The following is a 25,231-nucleotide window of genomic DNA, read 5'->3' as shown; positions in this document are numbered from 1 at the left end:
CTTATCATGTTAGCCAAACCAAGTTACTTAAACGAATTAAAAGATACCGGTGATTTTTTAACACTGAGTCGTAATAATGAATGGCATTTAGAGTCAAGTGAATTTACTTTAGAAAACGGCACGCGCGTAACTGTTCATGATACGGGCGTTATTGAGTTTCAGCCAAGTATTACAACAACAAAAGATGTCGTGCTTTCAAGTGCAGTGCACGGTAACGAAACAGCGCCAATAGAAATTTGTGATTCGCTCATAAAGCAAATTATAAGTGGCGAGCTTAAGCTAGCTCAACGAGTGCTATTTATTTACGGTAACCCTAAGTCTATAAATATTGGTTTACGTTTTGTTGAAGAAAACCTAAATAGGTTATTTAACGGTCATCATACTGTAGAGGGTATAGCTATGAATGATGAACGTGTTCGTGCTGCAAAGCTTGAACACTACGTGAGTGATTTTTTTGAGCGTGGTGAGCACGGTAGTGCACGTAGTCATTATGATTTACATACTGCAATTCGTGGCTCAAAAAATGAGAAGTTTGCCGTCTATCCATACTTACATGGTAAACCATGGAAAAAATCACAATTACAGTTTTTATTAAGCTGTGGTGTAAATACCGTATTGATGATGAAATCTGAAGCTACAACGTTTAGTTATTATTCGTCGTTTGTTCACGGTGCTGACTCGTTTACTGTTGAACTGGGTCAAGTTAAACCTTTTGGTCAAAACGACATGACTCGATTTGAAAAAACCAAAAAAACACTAACTGCATTAATTAGTCAAAATGAAGTTGAATATCCTCAATTTAATGCAAGTGACTTTGAGCTGTTTGAAGTACATCGTACAATTAACAGAACACAAGATGAGTTTAGTTTTCCGTTTTCAGATGATGCTGAAAACTTTACTGGGTTTGCAAAGGGGGAGCTGCTTGCTACAGACGGCGATACGCCTTACTATGCCGACGTTGAGGGCGAAGCTATCATTTTCCCAAATGCACACGTTGCTTTAGGGCAGCGAGCATTACTTACTGTTATTCCTATGCAAATTGATAGTAATTTCGTCTAATAGAACTCATCAGACTACACCTACATTTAAGTTAACTATATGGTTGGTATTAATTTAATTAGCCGTATAGTTAACTTGCCAGTTTATTAATCAGTATTTGTTTTTGTTTCGTCACAGATTTGTTGAATAACACTTTACGTTAACGTAAAGTGTTGGCAGCTTTAATTAAAGACAGTGCAGATGCTGCAAAGTTTATTCGCAGCTATCACCCATAATAATAATCCACAGGGGCACTGTTTTTCCGACAACAAAAAAAGGTAGGTTATGAGTAATCCCAATAACGTATCGCTGAATATTAACCATGAGCTTGAATTTATTGATGGCCAAGCACTTAATATTCCTACCCTTAGTATTTTAACTGAGGACGGCGACATCCATCCTAGTGCAACCGCACCTGATATTTCAAAACATACCGCTATTAAGTTATACGAAACCATGCGTTTTATACGCCTGCTTGATGAACGTATGCAAGGTGCACAGCGCCAAGGCCGAGTTAGTTTTTATATGCAATGCTTAGGCGAAGAGGCTGCTGTAACCGCATCTGCTGCAGCATTAGATCAAGACGATATGATAATGGCGCAATACCGTGAGCAAGCTGCACTGCATTATCGTGGCTTTACACTTGATCAGTTTATGAACCAAATGTTTTCAAACGAACTGGATTTAGGCAAAGGCCGCCAAATGCCGATTCATTATGGTTCTAAAGAATTGAATTACATGACTATCTCATCGCCATTAGGTACTCAAATTCCTCAAGCTACAGGTTATGCCTACGGACAAAAAGTAAAGCATATAGATGCAAAAACAGGTGAGCTTGCAAGTACTATTGATAACGTGACTATATGTTACTTTGGTGAGGGTGCGGCATCGGAAGGGGATTTTCATGCTGGTTTAAATATGGCTGCTGTACACAAAGCACCCGTTATATTTTTTGCCCGTAATAATGGTTACGCAATATCTACTCCGGCCGATGAGCAATTTAAAGGTGATGGTATTGCATCTCGTGGTGTTGGCTACGGCATTAAAACGATTAGGGTGGATGGGGCTGATGCATTGGCTGTTTACGCTGCAACAAAAAAAGCGCGAGAAATTGCAACTACCCAAGGTGAGCCCGTTTTAATTGAGTCTATAGCATATCGATTAGGTGCGCACTCTACATCTGACGATCCTAGTGGGTATCGCTCAAAAGATGAAGAGGCAAATAATCAAACGTGTCCAATCGATAAATTTAGAAAATGGCTTGTTAAGCAAGACTGGTTAAGCGAAGAGCAAGACGTAAAAGCAAAAGAGTCTATTCGCGAAGAAATTTTAGCAGCCCTTAAACGTGCAGAAATGGTACAAAAACCTGCATTAGAAGAGCTAATTTCTGATGTATACGATACGCCAATTCCTTCTCTTGTTCGTCAATATAACGAATTAAAAGAGCATATTAAAAAGCACCCAGATGCGTATCCGATCACAGCAGGGAGAATTAAGTAATGGCTAAAATGAACATGCTTCACGCAATAAACTCTGCGCTCGACATTACCATGAATGAACATCCTCAAGCCTGTATTTTTGGTGAAGATGTTGGTTACTTTGGTGGCGTATTTAGAGCAACCTCGGGCTTACAAGAGAAATACGGTAAACACCGTGTTTTTAATACACCTTTAACTGAGCAAGGTATTTTAGGTTTTGCTAATGGTTTAGCGGCATTTGGTGCACCTGCTTTAGCGGAGATACAATTTGCTGATTATATTTTTCCGGCATTTGACCAAATAGTTAATGAATCAGCAAAATTTAGATACCGCAGTGGTAACGAGTTCAACGTAGGGAATTTAACCATACGTACTCCTTATGGTGGCGGTATTGCCGGTGGGTTATATCATTCGCAGTCACCAGAGGCATATTTTGCACATACGCCTGGCTTAAAAATAGTGGTACCACGCAACCCTTATCAAGCAAAAGGTTTGTTACGTGCGTGTATCAAAGACGATAACCCTGTTTTATTCTTTGAACCAAAGCGTTTGTACCGTGCATCAATTGGTGAAGTACCTGAAGAAGATTACACTATTGAGCTCGGAAAAGCCGAAGTAGTACAAGAAGGGGCTGATATAACCGTTCTTGCTTGGGGCGCGCAAATGGAGATTGTAGAAGAGGCTGCTAAACAAGCCAGTGAGCAAGGTATAAGCTGTGAAGTAATAGATCTTAGAAGTATATTACCATGGGATGTAAACACCATTGCTAAGTCGGTTACCAAAACGGGTCGGCTAGTTGTTAGCCATGAAGCGCCTATTACAAATGGCTTTGGCGCTGAAATAGCGGCAACTATTCAACATGAGTGCTTCCTACATTTAGAATCTCCTATTATGCGAGTGTGCGGCTTAGATACACCATATCCGCTTGCGCTTGAAAAAGAATATGTACCGGATGCGTTAAAAGTACTGGCTGCAATTAAACAATCAATGGATTTTTAGGGGTTACCATGGCTAAAGATTTTATATTACCCGATATTGGTGAAGGCATTGTTGAATGCGAAGTTGTTGAATGGTTAGTCAAAGAGGGCGATAGCGTATCTGAAGATCAGCCTATTTGTGATGTAATGACAGATAAAGCATTAGTGCAAATTCCGGCTGTACATGATGGTGTAATTACTAAGCTTTATTATCAAAAAGGTGAAATTGCTAAAGTACATGCCCCATTATTTGCTATGGACGTAGCCGGTGACAGTGTAAATAATGAAGCTGTTCAAGAAGACGTTACAACTGAACTACAAGCAAACACGAGCTCAACTGATTTTTTAGAAGAGTTTATACTACCCGATATCGGCGAGGGTATTGTTGAGTGTGAAATTGTTGATTGGTTAGTTTCAGAAGGCGAGGAAATAGAAGAAGACCAAGCTGTTTGCGACGTAATGACGGATAAAGCATTAGTACAAATTCCGGCTAAATATACGGGTACTGTGCAAAAGCTTTATTATCAAAAAGGTGAAATTGCTAAAGTACACCGCCCGTTATTTCAAATGACAATTACAGGCAGTGCAGCTACGCCAAATGTTGATATAAACCAAGCGGTCGTAAAGGCGCAAACTAATGCTGTTGTTGAAAAAATAGCACCCGTTAAAACGCAGCAAACTGCGAAAGTTATTAACCAAAAAGCGTTAGCATCGCCAGCTGTTCGCCGCAAAGCACGCGAGCTTGATGTTGATTTAACCTACGTACCAGGTAGTGGCAAAAATGGCCGTATTTATAAGCAAGACATAGAAGAGTTTGTAAAAGGTGAAGTGCCAAATACTATTGATACTTCACCTCTTAATAAGAATGCCTCTCAAAGTACAGTACAAAATCAAACGCAAAATCAAAGTGGTGGTACACGCGCAGAGTCTATTAAAGGTATTAAAGCGGCGATGGCAAAGCAAATGATGGCTTCTGTGTCTACTATTCCGCATTTCACCTTTAGTGATGAAATTGACTTAACACAGTTAATTTCGCTCAGAAGTGCTTTAAAAGAGCAGTATAAAGCGCAAGGTGTAAAGCTCACCATGATGCCATTTTTTGTAAAAGCACTGTCACTGGCTATGAAAGAATACCCAGTGCTTAACTCAAAAGTAAATGACGAATGTTCAGAGCTTACCTACTTTGATGATCATAATATTGGTATTGCAGTTGACTCTAAAATTGGTTTGTTAGTGCCTAATATAAAATCGTGTCAGAGTAAGAGCATTGTAGATGTAGCAAACGATTTAACTCGTATAACTCATTCAGCACGCGAAGGGCGCGTAGCACCGGATGACTTAAAAGGTGGCACAATTAGCATTTCGAATATTGGTGCAATTGGTGGCACTATTGCGACACCTATTATTAATAAACCAGAAGTCGCAATTGTTGCATTAGGTAAATTGCAACATTTACCGCGTTTTGATGAAAGCGGGCAAATTGTGAGTAAAGCAATTATGCAGGTTAGTTGGTCTGGCGATCATCGTGTTATTGATGGCGGCACTATTGCTCGCTTTAATAACCTATGGAAATCGTACTTAGAAAATCCATCGGCAATGATGATGGCAATGAGTTAATAATATAATTGTTTAAACTTAGGTCGTGTAGATCTTTGATGGTTGAATTTGCAGCAGTATGTTTGGTTTTTAGGCAAGGCAGAGCCTATGAAGTGTGGTTACTCCCCATAAATAGGCGATAACGCAGCATAAATGCCAAACATGCGCTGCCCTTCGGGTTCTGCCTATGGGCGATAAACCCTTTGTTGCCTACATGGATGTAGGTAAGGGGCGTGAGCAGGACGCGGAAGCTTTGCTCGGTTTTTACTTATTCTTACATGGATGTAAGCCAGTAGGGTAACGCAGGAGCAGTTACCGAGCCCACTAGGTTACAAACCTCGCGCCGCGATTTAATCGCCCCTAGATTGAAGAAATTTCAATCCGCAAAGGTCAACACGCCCTAATAAAAAACCAGCAATTTGCTGGTTTTTTGTTTTAAATGAGTTTGTTTTTATTTAAGATACACCTGTTACTAAAAAGTAATAAAATTAACCCCGTTAGGGAATATAAAAAAAACACTAAGGAACTGTTATGGAACATTATATGAACGCGCTGCGCAGCTACGCTGATTTCTCAGGGCGTAACCGCCGTAAAGCATTTTGGATGTTTTACTTAATCAATTTTTTAATCGCTTTAGCTTTGGGAGTGGTTGATGAGCTGATGGGGGTCGCTGTGATTGGAACAATTTATAGCCTGGCACTGTTAATACCTCAACTAAGTGCGGGCGCTCGTCGTCTTCATGATACAGGTCGCTCTGGCTGGTGGCAGCTACTTTGGTTAGTACCAATTATTGGTTGGATTGTTTTAATTGTGTTCCTCGCACAAGACTCACATGAAGGCGAGAACGATTATGGCCCAAATCCAAAAGAGCTAGCTGCAGAGCCAGCTACGGTATAAAAAAATAACTTAATATTAAAAGCTCAGCAATTGCTGAGCTTTTTTGTGTTTGGCTATTTTAGCTTAAAAAGTAAAGGCCATAGCCAACAGCTAATGCAGGGATAGACGTATACAAAGTCGCAATTATAGCCGCTTTAGGTGCCATGGCAATTGCAGGAAATAATGCATCACCATCGTTAGAAATTGCATTAGCAGCTAATGCGCTAAATGGAATGATCCCCTGAATATATAACGTAGTAACAATTATTTGCGGGCCACAACCTGGTAAAAAACCAATCACTACAGCGATAAGCGGCGCTAAATAAGCGTAATGTGCAAACCAAGTTTTTAAATCAAGCCCTGCAATATTGACTAAAATTTCAAACAACATAAACGATGCCACAACCCATGCAGTCACAAAGTGTGTGTCTTGAAGTACTTTAATAATTTTAGAAGGTGGATTACATTCATCGTCTTCTGAGGTTACTTCTTTATAGCTTTCACCTTTAGAAGAATACGCCCATATAGTGACAGTAAATAACGCCATTGCAGCACCAAAAATACCAATACTTGTGCCTGTGTATTTTCCAAATTGATCAAGGTCGACATTAAATGCAATTAAGAAAGCAATAATGAGGCTCGGAATAATAGCGAACATCCAAACGGGTTTGCTTATTTTAATTATACGAGTTGGCAATACTTTAACTTGGTGTTTTTGTTCTTGCTTGGTTGGGCGTAAAAAGTCTTTTGCATGAAGGGCATTTACTATAACACCACAAAGCGTGCCTACGACTAAGCCAATGGCCATTATGGTTAAACCTTCAGTAGGGCGAGTGGCAAGGAGTAAAAATGCAGCATCGCCCATTGTGGCAGTAAGCACGGCGACTATGGCACCAAAACTTGCTTGGCCTTTTGTAAATTGAGTAACCACTATTATTGCACCACCACATCCAGGAAGGGCACCTAATACGGCTGCAAAAAATATTTCTAGTATCGGCGACTTAGCACTTAAATAACTAAGCTCTAACTGAGGTAAATGCTCTATGGCGTAGTAATAAATTAATAATGTAGCAGCAACAAATACGCTAACTTGAAAAAAAGCATCGCTTAGTGCTGTTACGGTCATTTCACGAAGTGATGGCAAAACTAAGCATACCAACAAAAACAGTGGTAATAATAAACGTTTATTTTGGGTAACAAAGCGTTTAGAAGCGGGCGTAATAAATCCTATTTGAGAGAGTAAAATCATACAGTGTCACCAATTAAATAAACTTAGTAACACTGTATATTTTAATTAAATGATAATCAATATCATTTGCATCTATTTAAATCGATTACTCACTTTGAGTTTTTCGATGTTAAACCCTGTGCTATTTACGCTGAAATTCTGAGTTTGCATTCCAAGTAGGCCATTGCTCTTGCTCAGATATATTAAAACCTACTTTATAAAATAATTGTAAGTCTTGAACAGCACCCGACAAATCCCATTCATCGCGGTACCTATCACAAGGCTGATGGTAACAACCACGAAGCACTAAGCTCATACGTTTACGATAATTTGCTGTATCTTCATCGGCCGCTACGGTACCACCGCCTGCATACATTGCAGGAATACCCATATTTGCAAATGCAAAGTGATCAGAGCGGTAATAGCCACCCGATGATGGTTTTGGATCGCCTGATATTGTCCTACCTTGTTCTTTGGCTGCGGTAGTTAAAAATTCATCCATTTGCGATTTACCAATACCTACTACATTCATATCTTTAACTTTACCTAGTAGGTTTAAGCTATCCATATTTATGTTCGCAACAGTTTTATTAGCAGCAATAACCGGGTTTGCTGCGTAATACTTAGAACCAAGTAAGCCTTGTTCTTCTGCAGTCACGGCTAAAAAGGTCATTGAGCGGCTAGGGTGTTTAGGTAATTGAGTAAAGGCTTCAGCTACTTCAATAAGTCCAGCTGTACCTGTTGCGTTGTCGTGTGCACCGTTATAAATTTGATCGCCTTTACGGTTCTTGTCTGTACCTAAGTGATCCCAGTGTGCAGAGTAAATAACGTGTTCGTCAGGTTTTTCACTACCTGGGAGGGTTGCAATAAAGTTGTACGACACCGATTTTTTTATTGTATTTTTAACGCTTACCGATGCGGTTAAATCGCCCATATCAACGTTATAAGCACCTTTTGCTGCATTTATTTTTACAGTTTCAAAATCAAGGCCTGCTTTAGTAAAAAGCTCTTTTGCTACATCACTAGTTACCCAACCTTCAACGGCAACACGGTCCATGTTGTTATTTTCTTTTTGAAACCCAAATTGCTCACCACTCCAAGAGTTTTCTACAACCGACCACGGGTAAGATGCAGGTGCTGTTTCGTGAATAATAATAGCTCCTGCAGCACCTTGGCGACTTGCTTCTTCATACTTGTAAGTCCAGCGTCCGTAGTAGGTCATTGCATCGCCTGTAAATAAGGCAGGATCTTTTGTAGCAAAACCCGGATCGTTAACAAGCATAACCACTGTTTTGCCTTTAACGTCTAACCCTTCGTAATCATTCCAGTTGTACTCTGGCGCATTTACACCGTAGCCAACAAATACAAGTTCTGAATTTTCAATGCCTTCTTGTGCACTGATACGGCTACTACCCATAACCATGTCTTTTTTGTATTGGTAATCTTTTCCACCAATACTTAATACCATGTTTGCATCAGCCTCAAGCGACACAAGTGGAACTTCTTGTAAGTAGCTGTCGCCATTGCCAGGCTCTAAACCTAGGGCTTTAAATTGCGCTGTTAAATAATCAAGCGTTAGTTTTTCGCCAGGCGATGAAGGAGCGCGTCCGCCAAATTCATCAGATGCGAGTACTTTTACATGTTTAGCCAGTTCATCAGCTTTAATGCTGTTATAGCCTGTAGTTACATCGGTAGAGGTAATACTTGTTGTTGTACAGCCTGCTAAAACAGCACCTGCAAGTAATGTGAGAGAAAAATAACGTTTCATGTCAGCTCTTTTCTTGTTTTAAGATTTAATAAGTATATTAAGTTCTATTAAGTAGAACCAGTTTTTGCGGTAAACTTCCCGTAAATTAAAGGTATAAATTGTTAAAGGTACAAATGAAACGCTTTACTCCTCCAGAGCAATGGCAAGTGAGTAGTTTACAAACAGGCGCATTTTCGCACTTACGTGAGCTATTTAAAGTAGACAAACTAACTAATTGGCCTGCACCTCAGTGGTTTTCTCCTTTTTTAAAAGCGATTAATGCTAATAATATTGCTATTAGCTTTGAAGACGACGCAAAAGTAGATTTTGGCGATAGGTATTATGAGCAGGTTATTTTTGAAACGGGTGTAGTGCCAACTCGTGCAGAAAATTGGCATGACTTATTTGGTGGTTTTATTTGGTGTTTATTCCCAAAAACTAAGGCACTGATCAACCAACGTCACGTGCAAGATATAGCGCAATATGGGCTACAAAAGCGTACCAAACACAGAAATGCACTTACTTTATTTGATGAATGTGGCGTTGTATTAGCCATTAGCGACACTAAATGGATTGAGCTACTTCGCGAGCACCAATGGAAGTCAGCTTTTGTTGATATTAAAAACGAGTGGGGTAAAACAATAAAGCCATTCATGTTTGGTCATGCAAATTACGAAATGCTTACTAAGCCTTATATAGGGTTAACGGGTAAAGCGTTGTTTGTATGTATGCCCGATGAAATATTTTGTAAAGATTTAGTTACTCAATATCAGTACCTAGACCAAGCCCTTTATGAGATGATTAATACTAACAACTGTTTAGCTGATAACACACAGCTTTCACCTTTACCTTTATTAGGTGTGCCAGGTTGGCATGATGAAAATCAAGACGCGTCATTTTACGACAATACAGATTATTTTAGAGCGAAACGAAGGATACGAACATGATAGAAATCGCTGGGCTTAAAAAGAAATTTAAGTTAACCAAAGATCATAAAAAAAACAAAGTCGACGATATCGACCCACGTGAAGACAAAGACTATTTTCACTCTGTTCGTAATGTAAGCTTTAGTTGTGCTAAAGGTGAAGTGCTTGGTTTATTAGGCCCAAATGGGGCGGGTAAAACAACAACACTACGTATGTTATCAACCGCACTCAAACCAGATGAAGGCTCTATTACTATAGCGGGTAACGACATAGTAAAAAAACCATTGCTTGGGCGCAAATCAATCGGCTTTTTATCAGGATCTACTGGGTTGTACGGCCGCTTAACCGTAAAAGAAAACATAGAGTACTTTGCAAAACTCCATGGGATGAGTAAAAAAGACATAGCATCGCGTTGTGAAGAGCTGTTTAGTATGCTCGATATGCACAAATTTATTGATAAACGCGCAGAAAACCTCTCAACAGGTATGAAGCAAAAAGCAAATATAGCGCGTGCGGTAGTTCATCATCCGGATGTGGTAGTGCTTGATGAGCCAACGACTGGTCTTGATATAATGACTACACAAACGGTTATAAACTTTATTAAAGGCTTAAAAGAGCAGGGCACGCCTGTTATTTTCTCAACTCATCATTTAGATGAAGTTGCACTTTTATGCGACCGAGTAGCGGTTATTAATGAAGGTATTAGCTGTTTTGATGGCACAGTAGATGAATTTAAAAAAGCGGGTAATAGCGATGAGCTTAACAAAGCGTTTATAAATATACTAACGGAGAAACATGATGTTTGAAGTATTTAAAAAGGAATTAAAAGAACTCCTTCGCGACAAAAAAACCTTAATGTTTGTTGTCGCGCTGCCCGTTATTATATTTCCAATAATATTTGCAGTAATGGCATTTATAAGTTCTCAAGCAGCGCTTGATGCTGATCAAAAAGTAAATACATACGTAATTATCAATGGTGAGTACGCACAAGAATTTACAGACAAAGTGTTTTATCACAAAAGTTTTGAATTATATAAAGGCAACAAAACGTTTAATACTATTGAAGAGCTTAAAGCGGGTGTTATTGCTGGTGATATCGATATGGGTATCTATTTACCCAGTGATGCAAAACAAACGCTAAATGATGAAAAGCAAAGTAAATGGCAAGTAGTATTTAACGATTCAAAATCAATTAATTTTTTATTTGAACGTGTAAAAGAGCTCGCAAAAGAATACAGCGACAACTTACAAAAAGAACAATTGATTAGTTTTGGTATTGATATGTCAGCGCACGCAGCGCTGTTAAATCCAGTAGATGTAATAAAGGTTGATACCGCAGATAAGCGTGAAAACTTAGGCGAAAAAATGGGTGGTTTTTTACCTTATTTACTTATCCCTCTTGTATTAATGGGGGCGACTTACCCAGCTATAGACTTAGGCGCCGGTGAAAAAGAGCGTGGCACACTAGAAACTCTTCTGCTTACTCCGATTACGCGTACTGAGTTAGTACTTGGTAAATTTATAACGCTGTTAACGACTTCTATAGCCTCCACAACAATAACGGTACTCAGTATGGGCTGTTGGGTTGCGTTAGCATTAGCGTTTGCAGATTTAGATGTGATTAAAACGGCTTTTAGTTCTTTAGCAGTAACCGATTTACTAATGATATTTGTATTGCTACTACCTTTGGCTGCAATATTTTCATCATTAGCATTGGCTATATCTATCTATGCACGTACGTTTAAAGAAGCTCAAAATTATATGGCCCCGCTTAGTATGGGTGTGTTCTTTCCTATTATAATTTCAATATTACCTAATATGGAGCTCACCGCTAAAACTGCGTTTATTCCTGTTACTAATGTTGCTTTAGCAATTAAAGATATAATTAAAGGCACCGTTGATTATACTTTTGTAGGGCTAATATTTTTAGCTACCGCACTCATTGCAGGAGCGCTACTGGCATTTTGTGTTAAATGGTTTAATAGAGAAGACGTACTGTTTAGATAAAAGGTGCTTTTAAATATCTAAAAAGGTAGCAAATGCTACCTTTTTTGCGAATAAATAACATATCCAATAAAACTTACAATGGAGAACGTATTCACTTTGAATTCAGTCTTATTGTGTGGCTAAGTATAAGCTGTCGTGTCCATACATTAATATACAAGATTATAAAATGAAATAATGATAACTAATTAGTTTTAGGGTCCTTTTTTAGCTTTTAATACACTATACTGTAGCAAGAAAGTTTTGGTGGTGAAGGTAAATGTTAAAAAGGAATGTTTTTTTGGATATAGCAAAAAGTAATAAACTAATCGTTATAGCAGCGGGACTCTTTTTGCTGATTGCGTTGCCTTCTTTGTATATATTTGAGAAAAATGTTAGAAGTGACATTTATCTCTCTGCACAAGTTGACTTAAAGCGTGAACTAGAACTAAAAAGCCTCTCTTTAAAAAAACACCTCCAAGATAGCGTTAACGCAATTAGATTTTTAGATGCTACACCTCCTATTCAAGGTATATCCCGTGCGTCTGAAAATAAATACATAGATCCGTTGCTAGGTACGCCTATAGATGTTTGGCAAACACGTTTAGCCAGCATATTTAGCGGTTTTATGCGTACAGACGAGAGCATATTGCAAGCGCGTTACATAATGTTAGCGGACGGTGGGCAAGAAATAGTAAGAGTTGATCGTAATCAATTAGGTGAAATTATAAGGTTGCAGGGCACCCAGTTACAAAAAAAAGGTGAACGTGACTATATAATTAAGGCAAGCATGCTAGATGATAAAAGCGTTTATATTTCACCAATTAATTACAACCGCGAAAATGGGCAAATTCAAAAGCCTTACGTTAGTACTTTCCGCGTCGCTAAGCCTGTATTTGACGAACAAAAACAAGTTTTTGCTATATTAGTGACTAACTACTTTGCAGAAGATTTAATAAAGAGCCTTACTGTTGAGCTTCCTCACGGTACTCAAATTTATTTAATGAACAACGAAAGTGAATTTTTGTATCACCCCAATCCTGAACTTAGATTTGGCTTTGAGTTTAGTAAAGCTAAAACGTGGGATGACGAATTTTCGAGTTCAGCAACAATGAAGCCACAAGGCACGCTTACTTTTAGCGACTACCCGCCTTTTTATACCTTAAAAAAACGCATCACCTTTGACGGCGATATAGCAATGCTGCCGCTTGAACTTGCCGTAAGTGTAAATTCACAGGAGCTACTCGCTAAAGTAAGCCAAAGAAGGGATAACTTTATAACTATGCTGGTGGTATTTTTAAGCATCTTTTTAGTTATTACAGGTTTGTATCAGCGTTTTATAAATAGAAAGTTACTTATTCACTCATTAAAAGAGCAAAATAATAAAGTAATTGAAAATTCACTTGATGCTATTTTCACTATTGAACAAACGGGTGAAATAGTTAATTTTAATAATACAGCCAATGAGGTGTTTGGCTCAAAGTTAAAAGGTGAGCAGGTCAGTTTTACTTCACTGTTTGAGCTAAATGAAGCTGATGAAAAGTGTATAGAAGATACGATTACCGATGGCGTTAAAATGCCTTTTGAGGCAGTTTATACTGATGGATTTGGTAACAAGCAATTTTACTCTATTACGTTAAGTAGTATTTTTGATGTATTTAAAAACCGTTACCAAGTAGCAGCCATTTTAAGAAATATTAGTTCGCTTAAAAATATTCAATCTGAACTTGAAGGGCTAAATAATACATTAGAGTTAAAAGTATCTCAGCGAACTGTTGAGCTTGAACGCGCAATTGACCAAGCACTGGCTGCAAGCCAGGCTAAAAGCGACTTTGTTGCTAATATATCGCACGAAATACGCACACCGATGAATGGCGTACTAGGCATGTTAGAAATGCTTAAAGAAGATAGCCTTACCGATCAGCAGCATCATTACTTAAAACTCGTTAATAGCAGTGCTAATTCTTTGATGAATTTAATAAACGATATTTTAGATTTTTCTAAAATAGAAGCCGGCAAGCTTGATATAGATAACCATACGTTTGACGTTGTGACTGTTTGTAGTGATATGATCACATCGCTTGCGCTGCATGGACAACGTAAAGGCCTTGAAGTATTTTTAGATACTAAAAACGTGGTCGATAGGATGGTCATTGGTGATAGTCATCGGTTAAAACAAATTTTAATAAATCTAGTAAATAACGCATTCAAATTTACACACAAAGGTGAAGTGAGTTTAACGTTATCTTCTAAATATATTACTGATTCAAAACTACTAATGAGTTTTACAATTAAAGATACCGGTATAGGTATTGCGCCAGAAAACATTAATAAATTATTTGATGTGTTTACCCAAGAAGACTCAAGTACAACCAGGCATTTTGGTGGAACCGGGTTAGGCTTATCTATTTGTAAAAAATTAGCACAGTTAATGGGCGGCAACATTACTGTAATGAGTGAAAAAGGCAAAGGAAGTACATTTACAGCATCAGTTGAGCTTCATGTAGCGGCACAGAAAAAGCTAAACACAGGTATTGAGCTTGCAACGAGCATTAATGTGGCAGCCTTAATTGTGCGCGATAACGTATTTAATAACGTTACTGATTTATTATTACAAACCTGTAAGGTCGATGAAGACAAAATAATAAGGCTCGATTACTTTAGTGAGCATGAGGCCTTTGATGCTGATTTATTAATCATTGATGATGAGCATCCTCAAGTAGATGCTCTTATAAACTTTTGTAAGCAACATGATAAACGCTACGTTTTAATTTTGCGTGATATGGTGATGAATAAGCAATCTAAAAAGGTATTCCCAGAGCATAGTCATATTCTTAATAAACCCCTTACGCAAGATCAGTTTACATATAAGTTGGCAAGCTTGTTTGGTGCCAGCAAAGAGTTCGTTTTAACGCCTCCTAATACACTTGCAGAGGAATTAGCTGAGCCTGACTTATCGGCATATCATGTACTGCTTGTTGATGACAATATGATAAATATAGAAGTAGCTAAAGCTATTTTAAATCGGACTAAAATCAATATTACGTGTGCTTCTGACGGCGTGGAGGCAATTGACGCGCTGAAATTTAATGAAGGGCCACCTATTGATTTAGTATTAATGGATTGCCAAATGCCTAATTTAAATGGTTACGATGCGACTAGCGAAATTCGTAATGCTAAAGCTGGCATTGACTATATTCACGTACCAATCGTCGCTATGACCGCAAGTGCTATGGAAGGTGACAGAGAGCGCTGTATAGCTGCTGGTATGAACGACTATATTACCAAGCCTATAAAACCTAAAACGCTGAAAGACAGGCTAATAACTTGGTTGAATTAACTAGCGTTTTAAGGAGTGTGATTTGATAAGTCAGTGGTTAGGCCGCTGACTTGTTTGGTTTTACGAGTGTAGCAGTATTATTTACTTCTGCGCTTTGTAGTATTTTTTGTGTATCTGACCAATGTAGCAATCCTATTTTACCGTTTTTCTGCTCTACTAGTGCAGTACAGCTTTCTATCCAATCACCATCGTTGCAATACACTATGCCATCTTCAACCTTGATTTTAGGATGGTGAATATGTCCACAAATTATTCCATCCACCTTCTGTTTTTTAGCTTCGTGTATAGCGGCATCTTCAAAGGCTGTGATTGCCGCTTGGGCTTTATGTACCCGTGCTTTTATATAGGCGGGAAGTGAGTAGTAGTTTCCTCCGTATGCTTTTCTAATCCGGTTAGTCCAACGATTTAAAAACAGCAAAAAATCATAGCCAGCATCTCCTGCAATGCTAATGAGTTTGCTATAGCGTGTTGCGGTATCAAATTCATCACCGTGCATAAGTAAAAACCGTTTATTAGCTTCAGTGGTATGAATATATTGCTGGTGTATTTCTACACCACACATTGTTTGGTCAAGATACTGTCGAAATGTGTCATCGTGATTTCCAGGGATATAAATAACACGTGTGCCATCCAGTGCTTTTTGTTGTATACAGTTAAGTACTTGGTAGTGAGAAGGGGGCCAATAAAACTGGCGTTTTAGTGACCACAAATCAACAATATCGCCGACTAAATAAAGCGTATCGCATTCAATTGAGTTTAAAAAATCTAGCAGGTATTGTGCTTTACAATCTTTAAACCCCAAGTGTATGTCGGAAATCCATACCGCAGGATAGTGTTGCTTATCTGCGTTTAATTTATCTGTCATGTCATCTACACATAGTGGAATAATTATCCACTTTAGATAAGCCGCGTGACATTTATAAGGCACTTTGGCTAAGCCTACATGACATTACATGCTAAAAACTAATATAAAAAAGCCGCTAATTAAAGCGGCTATCTGTTTATAAGCTTGTTAAACTATTAATTAACCTTTTACGGTGGCCTTAATAACTTCAACTGCGGTGTCTATATCAACCATAAGCTTTTCACCGGTATGACGATTTTTAAGTTCAACTTTATTTTCGTCAAGGTTACGTTCGCCAATAACCAATGTATAAGGAACACCAATCAGTTCCATATCATTAAACATAACACCTGGGCGCTCTTTACGGTCGTCAAATAACACATCAAGGCCGGCATCTTTTAAACCTTGATAAAGGTTATTAGCAATATCAGGAATACGATGAGATTTGTGCATATTCATCGGTACGATTGCTAAATCAAATGGTGCAATTGGTTGCGGCCATTTAATACCGTAGTCATCATTGTTTTGCTCAATAGCCGCTGCAACAATACGAGATACACCAATACCATAACAACCCATAGTCATAACTTGGTTTTTACCGGATTCGCTTAATACACCTGCCTTCATTGCCTCTGAGTACTTAGTACCCAGCTGAAAAATATGGCCTACTTCAATACCACGTTTAATTTGAAGATTACCTTGACCACATGGGCTAGCGTCACCTTCAACAATATTGCGGATATCGGCAACTTCGTAGTTAGTTACGTCGCGATCCCAGTTAATACCGCTAAAGTGTTCGTCATCTTTATTAGCGCCAGCTACAAAATCAGCCATTACATTTGCTGTTCTATCAACAATAATAGGCATTGATAAGCCAACAGGGCCAAGTGAACCTGGTTTTGCGCCAATAGCGTCAACTATGTCTGCTTCCGTAGCCATTTCAAGAGGCGAGTCAACAAGTGGGTGCTTTTCGGCTTTTAGTTCATTTAAATCATGATCGCCACGAAGTACAAGCGCCACTAAACCACGTACATCGTTTTCATCAGGCGTGCCGTAAACAATTAACGTTTTAACGCCACGATGTGGTTTAACGCCGTAATGTTTTTTAAGCTCGCTAATAGTTTTAGCGTCTGGTGTCGGAAATGCTTTTAGCTCTTTTGTTGCCTCTGGGCGTGAAACGTTTGGAGCAAGCGCTTCTGCTTTTTCAATATTAGCGGCGTAATCGCTACCATCACTGAAGGCAATAGCATCTTCGCCTGATTCAGCAAGTACATGAAACTCATGAGAAACACTGCCACCAATCGAACCTGTATCTGCGATAACAGGGCGGTAATCAAGGCCTAAACGCTCAAAAATATTACAATATGCTTGGTGCATTGCTTTATAAGTAGCATCTAAACATTCTTCGCTTAAGTGAAATGAGTATGCATCTTTCATTGTAAATTCACGAGCACGCATTACACCAAAGCGAGGACGGCGCTCGTCACGTACTTTTGTTTGAACTTGGTACAATGTAATTGGCAGTTGCTTGTAGCTGCTAATTTCTTTACGAACAAAATCAGTAATTACTTCTTCATGTGTTGGGCCAAGTGCAAATGTGCGGTTGTGACGGTCAGTAAAGCGTATAAGCTCTGGACCAAATTCACTCCAACGACCTGACTCTTCCCATAAATCTGCAGGCTGTATAACAGGCATTAGCATTTCAATAGCGCCTGCTTTGTCCATTTCTTCACGTACAATAGTTTCTACTTTACGTAGTACACGTAAACCAGAGGGTAACCAAGTGTATAAACCCGAAGCGACGCGACGGATCATACCGGCTCTAAGCATTAACTGATGCGATACAATTTCAGCATCTGATGGCGTTTCTTTAAGTGTTGCGAGTATATATTGACTGGTACGCATTATTTTTCCGAAATAGAGTAATATGTTCTTTTAATAGAGCTTAAGTTTACCAGCGGATGCTTTTACACTAAAGCGCTAAGTGAGTTATTTAGCTTTTTTCTATACTTGTTACTACGTTATGTTCGCCATTAACTTGCCAGCGAATATTATAATCATACAAAGTCATTCCATAACTTTGCTCGCCATCTTTTTGTTTTTTATAAGCAGGGCGAGGATCTTGTTTTAAAACATTACTAATAAAGTTGAGCAAATCGGGGTATTGCGTTTGCTGCTCAATAAAAGAGGTAACTTCAGGCGTAAACTCCACACTCATTTGTGTTTCTGGGCGTGTATCGGCAAACCCTGCACTGGCATCTTGCATTGCATCTGAATAAGGTAAGTAGGGTTTTATATCTATTATGGGTGTGCCATCAAGTAAGTCTATGCCGGCAAGCAATAAACTAAGCTGCCCATTTTTATATTCAATTCCTTCAAGTTTTACAGCGCTCATACCAATGGCGTTAGGTCTAAAGGTAGCGCGTGTAGCAAACACACCTTTTCGTTCATTACCGCCTAATCGAGGAGGACGTACCATAGCGGAGAAGCCCTTATCAGCGGTTTCATGAAATCTAAATAGCAACCATATATGAGTAAATTCATCAATTCCACGTACAAACTCTTCACGATTAAACTCAGATGTAAATATAAGTTTAGCTTTAGCTTCTGGTACTAATCGAGGCTGCCTAGGAATGGCAAATTTTTGTTTGTATGGAGATTGAATATGGCCTATTGCCGAAATGCTGTAATCGCTCATAGTACTCAGGTAATAATAAAATAGGGCGTTATTCTACCTTTATTTAGTAGTTATGGCATTAATGACAGCAAGTTAATTATTTATAGACTTACTGGTATAAAAGAATTAAATAGACTGATTAGTTTATAATGTTATTAGAAGGATTACAAAACAAAAAAGGCAAGCATAAGCTTACCTTTTTAAATAGAGTAATGTTTAATTAAAACATGTACTGAACTGAAACAGATGCAACATCCATATCAGGGTCAATGTCATCACCTAGTTTGAAGCGCTCATATTCTAAACGAAATTGCACGTTTGTTGTTAGAGCGTACTCGATACCAGCACCGTAAAATACATCGCCGCCATCTTGAGAAGCTGAAATGCTGCCTACAGGTAGTTCTTGCTCATAGTCTGCATCCCATTCAAACCAACCGCCTTTTGCGTATACAGAGAAGCTTTCGCTGATCGGTAAACCTAGGCGTGCTGCTAGTGATACACCATCAATCTCAGCTTTATTGTCTATATCGCTCACTTCATCAAAATTTTGATAAGCAAGCTCTAAGCTTAAATATTCATTAAATTGTGTGCCGACGTAACCTTTTAGCATTTGTGCATCGTCGTCAAAGTCAGTGTCGTTGTCGCTATCTTCAAACTCAAAAGAATATTGTCCGTAACCAATACCGGTGTAAATACGAGGAGAGTCGAAATCGGCAATATCAGCGTGTGCTGCAGAGTTAAAACCCATTGTTGCTAAAGCAAGTGCAGAAAGAGAAAGTGTTTTAATCATTGAATAGCTCCTTTAAATAATAAATGTTTGATTAATCTCATCAAACGACAATTATCCAGTTGCAGCTGGCGTGCCAATGTTAAAACCATACTAAAAAACGCCATATTTAATACTTTAATATTAAATTAAATGGCGTTTAGATTGTTTTGTAATCAAATTGAACTTTTAAATATTTTTGTTTTCTAACTCAAGTTGAATGTTTTACAAAGTACTATGAGATTTTTACAGGGCTGTTTAGCCCTATTAAAATTAGAGTTGTTTATACTTCGTGTAATAGGTTTTCAGTCTCTATCGCAATTTCTTTCATTTTTATTGCGTAGTTTTCTAATTTTATATCTTCTTCTGTGACCGCTTTAAATGAAGGTACTTCGATAGGGTAGCCGGTTTCGTCCATAGCAATAAAGCTAATAACACAGTGATTTGTTTCAACCATGTTTTGTGTTTTAGGATCGCCACAGCGAACTTGTATAAATATTTGCATACTACTTCTGCCTGTATGGGCGATTTTAGCTTCAACCTCTACAATTTGGCCAACTAGAATAGGGCGCCTAAATTTAACACCAGCAACCGATACAGTTACACAGTAATGACCACTCCAACCCGCTGCGCATGCATAACCAGCTTGGTCAATCCACTTCATTACAGCTCCACCGTGGACTTTACCACCAAAATTTACATCGGTGGGCTCGGCTAAAAAACGAAAAACAACTTTTGACGACGGCATATTAAATACTCACTTTATTAAACATAGCTATGAGCATACCGCAAAAAAGGGGCCGAAGCCCCTGCAATTTAGGATAGGTTTATAATTTATATGTAAAAGATAGGGTTTAAATGCCCTTTTGTGCATAAAATAGTTACATATTAGGGTAGTTAGGGCCACCAGCGCCTTCAGGTGTTACCCAAGTAATATTTTGGCTAGGATCTTTAATATCGCAGGTTTTACAGTGCACGCAGTTTTGAGCATTAATCACAAACTGGTTTTCACCTTCAACTTTTTGCACTTCGTATACGCCAGCCGGACAGTAACGTTGTGCAGGTTCATCAAATTTAACCAAGTTAACTGTAATAGGAATAGACGCATCTTTTAATTTTAAATGACATGGCTGAGATTCTTCGTGGTTTGTGTTTGATAAAAACACGCTCGAGAGTTTATCAAAGCTCAATTGTCCATCTGGCTTTGGATACGCTATTTTGTCAGCGGCGTTAGCATCAGCAAGGGTAGAGTGATCGGGTGTATTATCTTTAAATGTAAACGGTAACGCGCCATTAAATAGGTTTTGATCAAGCGTATTATAAGCACCGCCTACAAATTTTCCTAGCTTGTGCATTGCTGGGCCAAAATTGCGTGATTGATATAGCTCCTTATATGCCCACGAGTTTTCAAATGCTGCCTTAAACTCGGTTAAATCAGTATTAGCCATATTATTTTGTAGTGCATCAAAAATGACCTCGGCTGCCACCATTCCCGATTTCATTGCGGTATGGTTACCTTTTATTTTTGCAAAATTGAGTGTGCCTGCATTACAACCAACTAATAAGCCACCCGCAAAATTCATTTTAGGTAGTGAATGTAAGCCACCTTTTGCAATTGCACGTGCGCCATAAGCAATACGTTCACCGCCTTCAAGTACGTTTTTAAATACAGGGTGGTGTTTCATTCGTTGAAACTCATCAAACGGACTTAAATGCGGGTTCGAGTAATTTAGGTCAACTATTAAGCCAACCACAACTTGGTTATTTTCACTGTGATACATAAATGCACCACCGTTGGTATCGCCTGCAAGTGGCCAACCTGTACCATGTATTACTTTACCTAGCTCATGTTTGCTTTCATCAATTTGCCAAATCTCTTTAAAACCCAAACCGTAATGCTGAGGAGATGCATCGGCATCGAGTGCAAACTGGTTTATAAGCTGTTTGCCCAAATGGCCTCGACAGCCTTCAGCAAAAATAGTGTATTTAGCACGAAGCTCCATACCGGGCATATAACCGTCTTTCTCGTTACCGTCTTTATCGACTCCCATATCGCCAGTATTAATGCCTTTAACGGCTTCATCTTCAATAATTAAGGAGTGAGCGCTAAAACCTGGGAATATTTCTACACCTAAACCTTCGGCTTGTTCTGCAAGCCATCGACATACGTTACCCATAGACACAATGTAGTTACCATCATTATGAAATGTTTTAGGTGTAGCGAAGTGGGGGATTGATGTCGCTTTTTGCTCGTTATTAAACCAGTAGATTTCATCGTTAGTTACTTTAGTTGAAACAGGCGCACCCAATTCTTGCCAATTTGGCAGTAGCTCATCAAGCGCTTTTGTTTCAAATACGGCGCCAGAGAGTACATGTGCACCCACTTCAGAGCCTTTTTCTACTACGCAAATCATGCACTCTTGTTGTTTTTCTTGTGCTAATTGCGCGAGTTTAATTGCACTAGCTAGTCCAGCAGGGCCTGCTCCTACAATTACTACATCAAATTCCATGGTTTCACGTTCGACCATAATAACCTCTCAATCAATGACGGGCTTAGCTAAATTAGATAAGCAATGCAGCCTTTTTAATACTTGCACATTAAACATTACAGGCTGTGAATAGTTTAAGGTTATTTTAGGTTGACGTTTACGTCAACAGGAAGTAGTCTGATTTCATAAAATAAATAAGTTGACGTGCACGTTACCTTGTAGGTTTAAATAATTATGGAGTTCCTATGAAAGTTCTCGTACCAATAAAAAGAGTTATCGACTACAACGTAAAAGCTCGCGTTAAAAGTGATAATAGCGATGTTGATTTAGCTAACGTAAAAATGGCAATGAACCCTTTTTGCGAAATTGCTATTGAAGAAGCTATACGCTTAAAAGAAGCAGGCACAGCATCAGAAGTAGTTGCTGTAACCATTGGCGCTAAAGCATCGCAAGAGCAATTACGTACGGCACTTGCCCTAGGTGCCGACAAAGCAATTCACATCGAAACCGATGAAAAATTAGAGTCACTTCATATTGCTAAGCTCCTTGCAAAAATTGTTGAGCAAGAAGCCCCCGAGCTGGTTATTTTAGGAAAACAGTCTATCGATTCCGATAATAACCAAACGGGACAAATGCTTGCTGCCTTAACAAATCGTGGACAAGGTACGTTTGCATCAAAAGTCGTTATCGAAAATAACAAAGTAAACGTAACCCGAGAGGTAGACGGTGGCCTGCAAACGGTAGCACTTAGCTTACCAGCTATTGTTACTACCGACTTACGCTTAAATGAGCCTCGCTATGCATCATTACCCAATATAATGAAAGCAAAACGTAAGCCGCTTGAAGTTATTGCAGCCGACTCGTTAGGCGTTGATTTAGCGCCGCGCATACAACTTGTAAGCGTAGAGGAGCCAGCTAAACGCAGTGGTGGCATTATTGTAGAAGATGTAGCACAGCTTGTAGAAAAACTTAAAACAGAGGCAAAGGTGATTTAAATGAAAACACTTGTAATTGCAGAGCACGATAACGGTGCCTTAAAACCAGAAACCTCAAAAACAATTAATGCCGCTGTTAAATTAGGCTTAGACGTAGATGTACTTGTTGCAGGTTTAAATATAAGCGCTATGAGCGAAAAGCTAGCAACCATTGCGGGTGTTAATGCGGTACTATCAGCAGACAACGCTGTTTACGAGCACCAAATCGCCGAAAGCATGACAGACTTAGTATTGAGCCTTGCTGATAACTACAGTCATATCGTGACAAGCGCCACTACCACGGGCAAAAATTTTATGCCACGTGTAGCAGCGCTTTTAGATGTTGCTCAAATTTCAGAAATAATTGATGTAGTAGATGCTGATACATTTAAACGCCCAATTTATGCCGGTAATGCTATTGCGACAGTTAAATCACTTGATGCAAAAAAGGTTATTACCGTGCGCGCAAGTAGCTTTGATTTACAAGGCGAGCAAGCCGCTGTAAGTATTAATACGTTAGATACCGTATCGGACTCACAGTTAAGTACGTTTGTAAGCGTTGAGCAAACTGAATCAGAGCGCCCAGAGCTTACCGCAGCAGAGGTGGTTATATCGGGTGGTCGTGGTATGCAAAATGGCGAAAATTTTGCGTTATTAAACGGTATTGCCGATAAGCTAGGTGCAGCCCTTGGAGCATCGCGTGCAGCTGTTGATGCAGGCTTTGTACCTAACGATATGCAAGTAGGGCAAACAGGTAAAATTGTAGCGCCTAACTTATATATTGCAGTAGGTATTAGCGGTGCTATTCAGCACTTAGCCGGTATGAAAGACTCAAAAGTGATTGTCGCAATTAACAAAGATCCCGATGCGCCAATATTCCAAGTAGCAGATTACGGCTTAGTTGCAGATTTATTTGAGGTATTACCGCAGCTTGAAAACGCGCTTTAAATTTATACCAATTCGCTTAATTAAGTGATCTATTATGTAGGTGGAAAAACACGTTGATAGCTCGGCAAAAAATCGCTATTTAGTTGTTCTCGGCAATTGCTCCTACATTGCTCTACCTTCTGCATCCATGCGGTCGTAAATGAGAGTATTTAAGGTAGGTAGCGACACACTTAGCCCTATAAAATGGTTGTGTATTATTGCACATTGGTAGTTAATTTATTCTGGTTTAAAGCCGCAGTGAACTTATGTTCTTGCGGCTTTTTTATTGACTAACTATCTTCAACCATTGAATAGTGGTGTTCAGAGAGTATCTTTTGGACTTTATCTTTTTTGAGAAAGCTTAACATTAACTCCACCTGTTCTACAGAGCGAGATGACTGGGTATTAACTAATAGAATGAGCGGCCTAACAAAAGTATATTCACCATTTTTAATTGTGCGGTCACTGACTTTTACACCATCTATACCAACTAAATTTACCATATCAACTTTTTTAGAGCCTAAAAGTTGTGAAACTGCACCATACGAGTCAAAAGCAATCGCATTAGGCATGCGCTGCACAATTCCTAGCGCTTGATTAAATTCATCATACATTTGTACTTCAGTTTTAGGGAATAAACCTCTATTTCCTGCATGCTTTAATTTTATGCTGTTATTGCTCGGTACTTTCATATAACTAAGGTTTAAAAACTCAAGTAACACATCAAAGGTGCCATGGTTATACGCTTTACTAAAAAGTAATATTTTATTATCCCGTTCTGTTTGAGGGTTGTAACTTGGGTTAACTTCTTGCCATGTTTTATATTTACCTGCGTAGATATCGGTTAACTGCTTAACTTGAAGGGAGTCAATTTTATTTTTTTTATTGGTGAAAAACACTAACGCATCTTGCGCAATAACAATTTGCCTAACATGAGGGTAACTCGCTTGCTCTTCATGCGTTAAGTAACGGGAGCTTGTGCCAATATCTATAATGTTTTGCCCGATAGCTTTAATGCCTTTATCGCTGCCCATAGAGCGTACTTGCATTAATGTATTGATTTGTTTTTCGTACTCAGGTTTTATTATTTCAAATAACTGTGAAACAGAGGATGAGCCACCAATTAAAATAGGTTTATGCTGTGAAAAATCGGGAGAGGAGCTGATGGTTACACTTGAGGCTGAAACAAGAACTGAAACTGCCAAAATTAGGTTTTTAATCATAAAATAGCCAAATTAATAAGAGTTTATAAAACTATAGTTCAGAATTTATAAATCACTAATTAATAGATATTACGTTAATACGGCTTAAAATAAATATGAAGCACAAAATAAAAAGCCAGCAATTAAGCTGGCTTTTCAAATC

20 protein-coding genes are annotated in these 25,231 nt (G+C 38.7%); 11 read left to right on the top strand and 9 right to left on the bottom strand.

Going from position 1 to position 25,231, the window contains the following annotated elements; translation table 11 throughout:
* The first annotated feature begins 6 nt into the window (after positions 1 to 6).
* The 5 genes from astE (at position 7) to J8L71_RS04480 (ending at position 5,986) form a co-directional block, all read left to right on the top strand.
* Positions 7 to 1,059 carry a succinylglutamate desuccinylase gene (gene astE / locus J8L71_RS04500; protein WP_210999462.1) on the top strand — a complete coding sequence of 351 codons (1,053 nt, stop codon included), beginning with the start codon at positions 7 to 9 and terminating at the stop codon, positions 1,057 to 1,059.
* A 264-nt stretch (positions 1,060 to 1,323) separates the two neighbouring features.
* Entirely contained in the window at positions 1,324 to 2,538 is a 1,215-nt protein-coding gene (locus tag J8L71_RS04495) for a thiamine pyrophosphate-dependent dehydrogenase E1 component subunit alpha (protein WP_210999461.1), read from the top strand.
* Positions 2,538 to 3,515: a transketolase C-terminal domain-containing protein gene (locus J8L71_RS04490; RefSeq protein WP_210999460.1), complete on the top strand. Its 978-nt coding sequence runs from the start codon at positions 2,538 to 2,540 to the stop codon at positions 3,513 to 3,515. Before J8L71_RS04495 ends, J8L71_RS04490 begins: the two co-directional genes overlap by 1 nt.
* An 8-nt stretch (positions 3,516 to 3,523) precedes the next feature.
* Positions 3,524 to 5,110: a dihydrolipoyllysine-residue acetyltransferase gene (locus J8L71_RS04485; RefSeq protein ID WP_210999459.1), complete on the top strand. Its 1,587-nt coding sequence runs from the start codon at positions 3,524 to 3,526 to the stop codon at positions 5,108 to 5,110.
* A gap of 510 nt (positions 5,111 to 5,620) precedes the next feature.
* Positions 5,621 to 5,986 (top strand): DUF805 domain-containing protein, encoded by a 366-nt coding sequence (locus tag J8L71_RS04480; RefSeq protein WP_210999458.1) that lies wholly within the window; start codon positions 5,621 to 5,623, stop codon positions 5,984 to 5,986.
* Between the two features lie 58 nt (positions 5,987 to 6,044).
* Here the strand turns inward: J8L71_RS04480 and J8L71_RS04475 are convergent, their stop codons facing one another.
* On the bottom strand, positions 6,045 to 7,214 hold the full coding sequence (locus J8L71_RS04475; protein ID WP_210999457.1) for a putative manganese transporter: 1,170 nt from the start codon (positions 7,212 to 7,214) through the stop codon (positions 6,045 to 6,047).
* Between the two features lie 121 nt (positions 7,215 to 7,335).
* Entirely contained in the window at positions 7,336 to 8,961 is a 1,626-nt protein-coding gene (locus J8L71_RS04470; RefSeq protein ID WP_210999456.1) for a M28 family metallopeptidase, read from the bottom strand.
* A gap of 113 nt (positions 8,962 to 9,074) precedes the next feature.
* Between J8L71_RS04470 and J8L71_RS04465 the strand changes: the two genes are divergently transcribed.
* From J8L71_RS04465 to J8L71_RS04450, 4 genes are all read left to right on the top strand, one after another.
* Positions 9,075 to 9,887 (top strand): DUF3025 domain-containing protein, encoded by an 813-nt coding sequence (locus J8L71_RS04465; RefSeq protein WP_210999455.1) that lies wholly within the window; start codon positions 9,075 to 9,077, stop codon positions 9,885 to 9,887.
* On the top strand, positions 9,884 to 10,672 hold the full coding sequence (locus J8L71_RS04460; RefSeq protein WP_210999454.1) for an ATP-binding cassette domain-containing protein: 789 nt from the start codon (positions 9,884 to 9,886) through the stop codon (positions 10,670 to 10,672). The genes J8L71_RS04465 and J8L71_RS04460 overlap by 4 nt, the downstream gene beginning before the upstream one ends.
* Positions 10,665 to 11,873 carry an ABC transporter permease gene (locus J8L71_RS04455; protein ID WP_210999657.1) on the top strand — a complete coding sequence of 403 codons (1,209 nt, stop codon included), beginning with the start codon at positions 10,665 to 10,667 and terminating at the stop codon, positions 11,871 to 11,873. The genes J8L71_RS04460 and J8L71_RS04455 overlap by 8 nt, the downstream gene beginning before the upstream one ends.
* 256 nt (positions 11,874 to 12,129) lie before the next feature.
* On the top strand, positions 12,130 to 15,189 hold the full coding sequence (locus tag J8L71_RS04450; protein ID WP_210999453.1) for an ATP-binding protein: 3,060 nt from the start codon (positions 12,130 to 12,132) through the stop codon (positions 15,187 to 15,189).
* A 37-nt stretch (positions 15,190 to 15,226) separates the two neighbouring features.
* Here J8L71_RS04450 and J8L71_RS04445 read toward each other — a convergent pair whose 3' ends face one another.
* The 6 genes from J8L71_RS04445 to J8L71_RS04420 form a co-directional block, all read right to left on the bottom strand.
* Positions 15,227 to 16,054 (bottom strand): UDP-2,3-diacylglucosamine diphosphatase, encoded by an 828-nt coding sequence (locus tag J8L71_RS04445; RefSeq protein ID WP_210999452.1) that lies wholly within the window; start codon positions 16,052 to 16,054, stop codon positions 15,227 to 15,229.
* Between the two features lie 159 nt (positions 16,055 to 16,213).
* Positions 16,214 to 17,938, bottom strand: coding sequence for a proline--tRNA ligase (locus J8L71_RS04440; protein WP_210999451.1), 1,725 nt, complete (start codon positions 17,936 to 17,938; stop codon positions 16,214 to 16,216).
* A gap of 88 nt (positions 17,939 to 18,026) precedes the next feature.
* Positions 18,027 to 18,731: a tRNA (N6-threonylcarbamoyladenosine(37)-N6)-methyltransferase TrmO gene (gene tsaA, locus J8L71_RS04435; RefSeq protein ID WP_210999450.1), complete on the bottom strand. Its 705-nt coding sequence runs from the start codon at positions 18,729 to 18,731 to the stop codon at positions 18,027 to 18,029.
* A 199-nt stretch (positions 18,732 to 18,930) separates the two neighbouring features.
* Positions 18,931 to 19,500, bottom strand: coding sequence for an outer membrane beta-barrel protein (locus J8L71_RS04430; RefSeq protein WP_210999449.1), 570 nt, complete (start codon positions 19,498 to 19,500; stop codon positions 18,931 to 18,933).
* A gap of 259 nt (positions 19,501 to 19,759) precedes the next feature.
* The gene (locus J8L71_RS04425) at positions 19,760 to 20,224 is read right to left on the bottom strand and encodes an acyl-CoA thioesterase (protein WP_210999448.1); all 465 of its coding nucleotides are present in this window, start codon (positions 20,222 to 20,224) and stop codon (positions 19,760 to 19,762) included.
* Positions 20,225 to 20,357: 133 nt separating this feature from the next.
* A complete protein-coding gene (locus tag J8L71_RS04420) occupies positions 20,358 to 22,004 on the bottom strand; it encodes an electron transfer flavoprotein-ubiquinone oxidoreductase (protein ID WP_210999447.1) in 1,647 nt (548 codons plus the stop codon).
* A 206-nt stretch (positions 22,005 to 22,210) separates the two neighbouring features.
* Here J8L71_RS04420 and J8L71_RS04415 point away from each other — a divergent pair, with 206 nt between their 5' ends.
* Positions 22,211 to 22,960 carry an electron transfer flavoprotein subunit beta/FixA family protein gene (locus J8L71_RS04415; protein WP_210999446.1) on the top strand — a complete coding sequence of 250 codons (750 nt, stop codon included), beginning with the start codon at positions 22,211 to 22,213 and terminating at the stop codon, positions 22,958 to 22,960.
* Positions 22,961 to 23,887, top strand: coding sequence for an FAD-binding protein (locus J8L71_RS04410; protein WP_210999445.1), 927 nt, complete (start codon positions 22,961 to 22,963; stop codon positions 23,885 to 23,887).
* A 269-nt stretch (positions 23,888 to 24,156) separates the two neighbouring features.
* Here the strand turns inward: J8L71_RS04410 and J8L71_RS04405 are convergent, their stop codons facing one another.
* On the bottom strand, positions 24,157 to 25,089 hold the full coding sequence (locus tag J8L71_RS04405; RefSeq protein WP_210999444.1) for a substrate-binding domain-containing protein: 933 nt from the start codon (positions 25,087 to 25,089) through the stop codon (positions 24,157 to 24,159).
* Between the last annotated feature and the right edge of the window lie 142 nt (positions 25,090 to 25,231).

The sequence above is a fragment of the Pseudoalteromonas sp. MMG007 genome (assembly GCF_018100985.1).
Classification (GTDB): Bacteria; Pseudomonadota; Gammaproteobacteria; order Enterobacterales; family Alteromonadaceae; genus Pseudoalteromonas.
The sequence above is the reverse complement of the archived record's forward strand: the minus strand, read 5'-3'. Positions and strand labels throughout refer to the sequence as shown.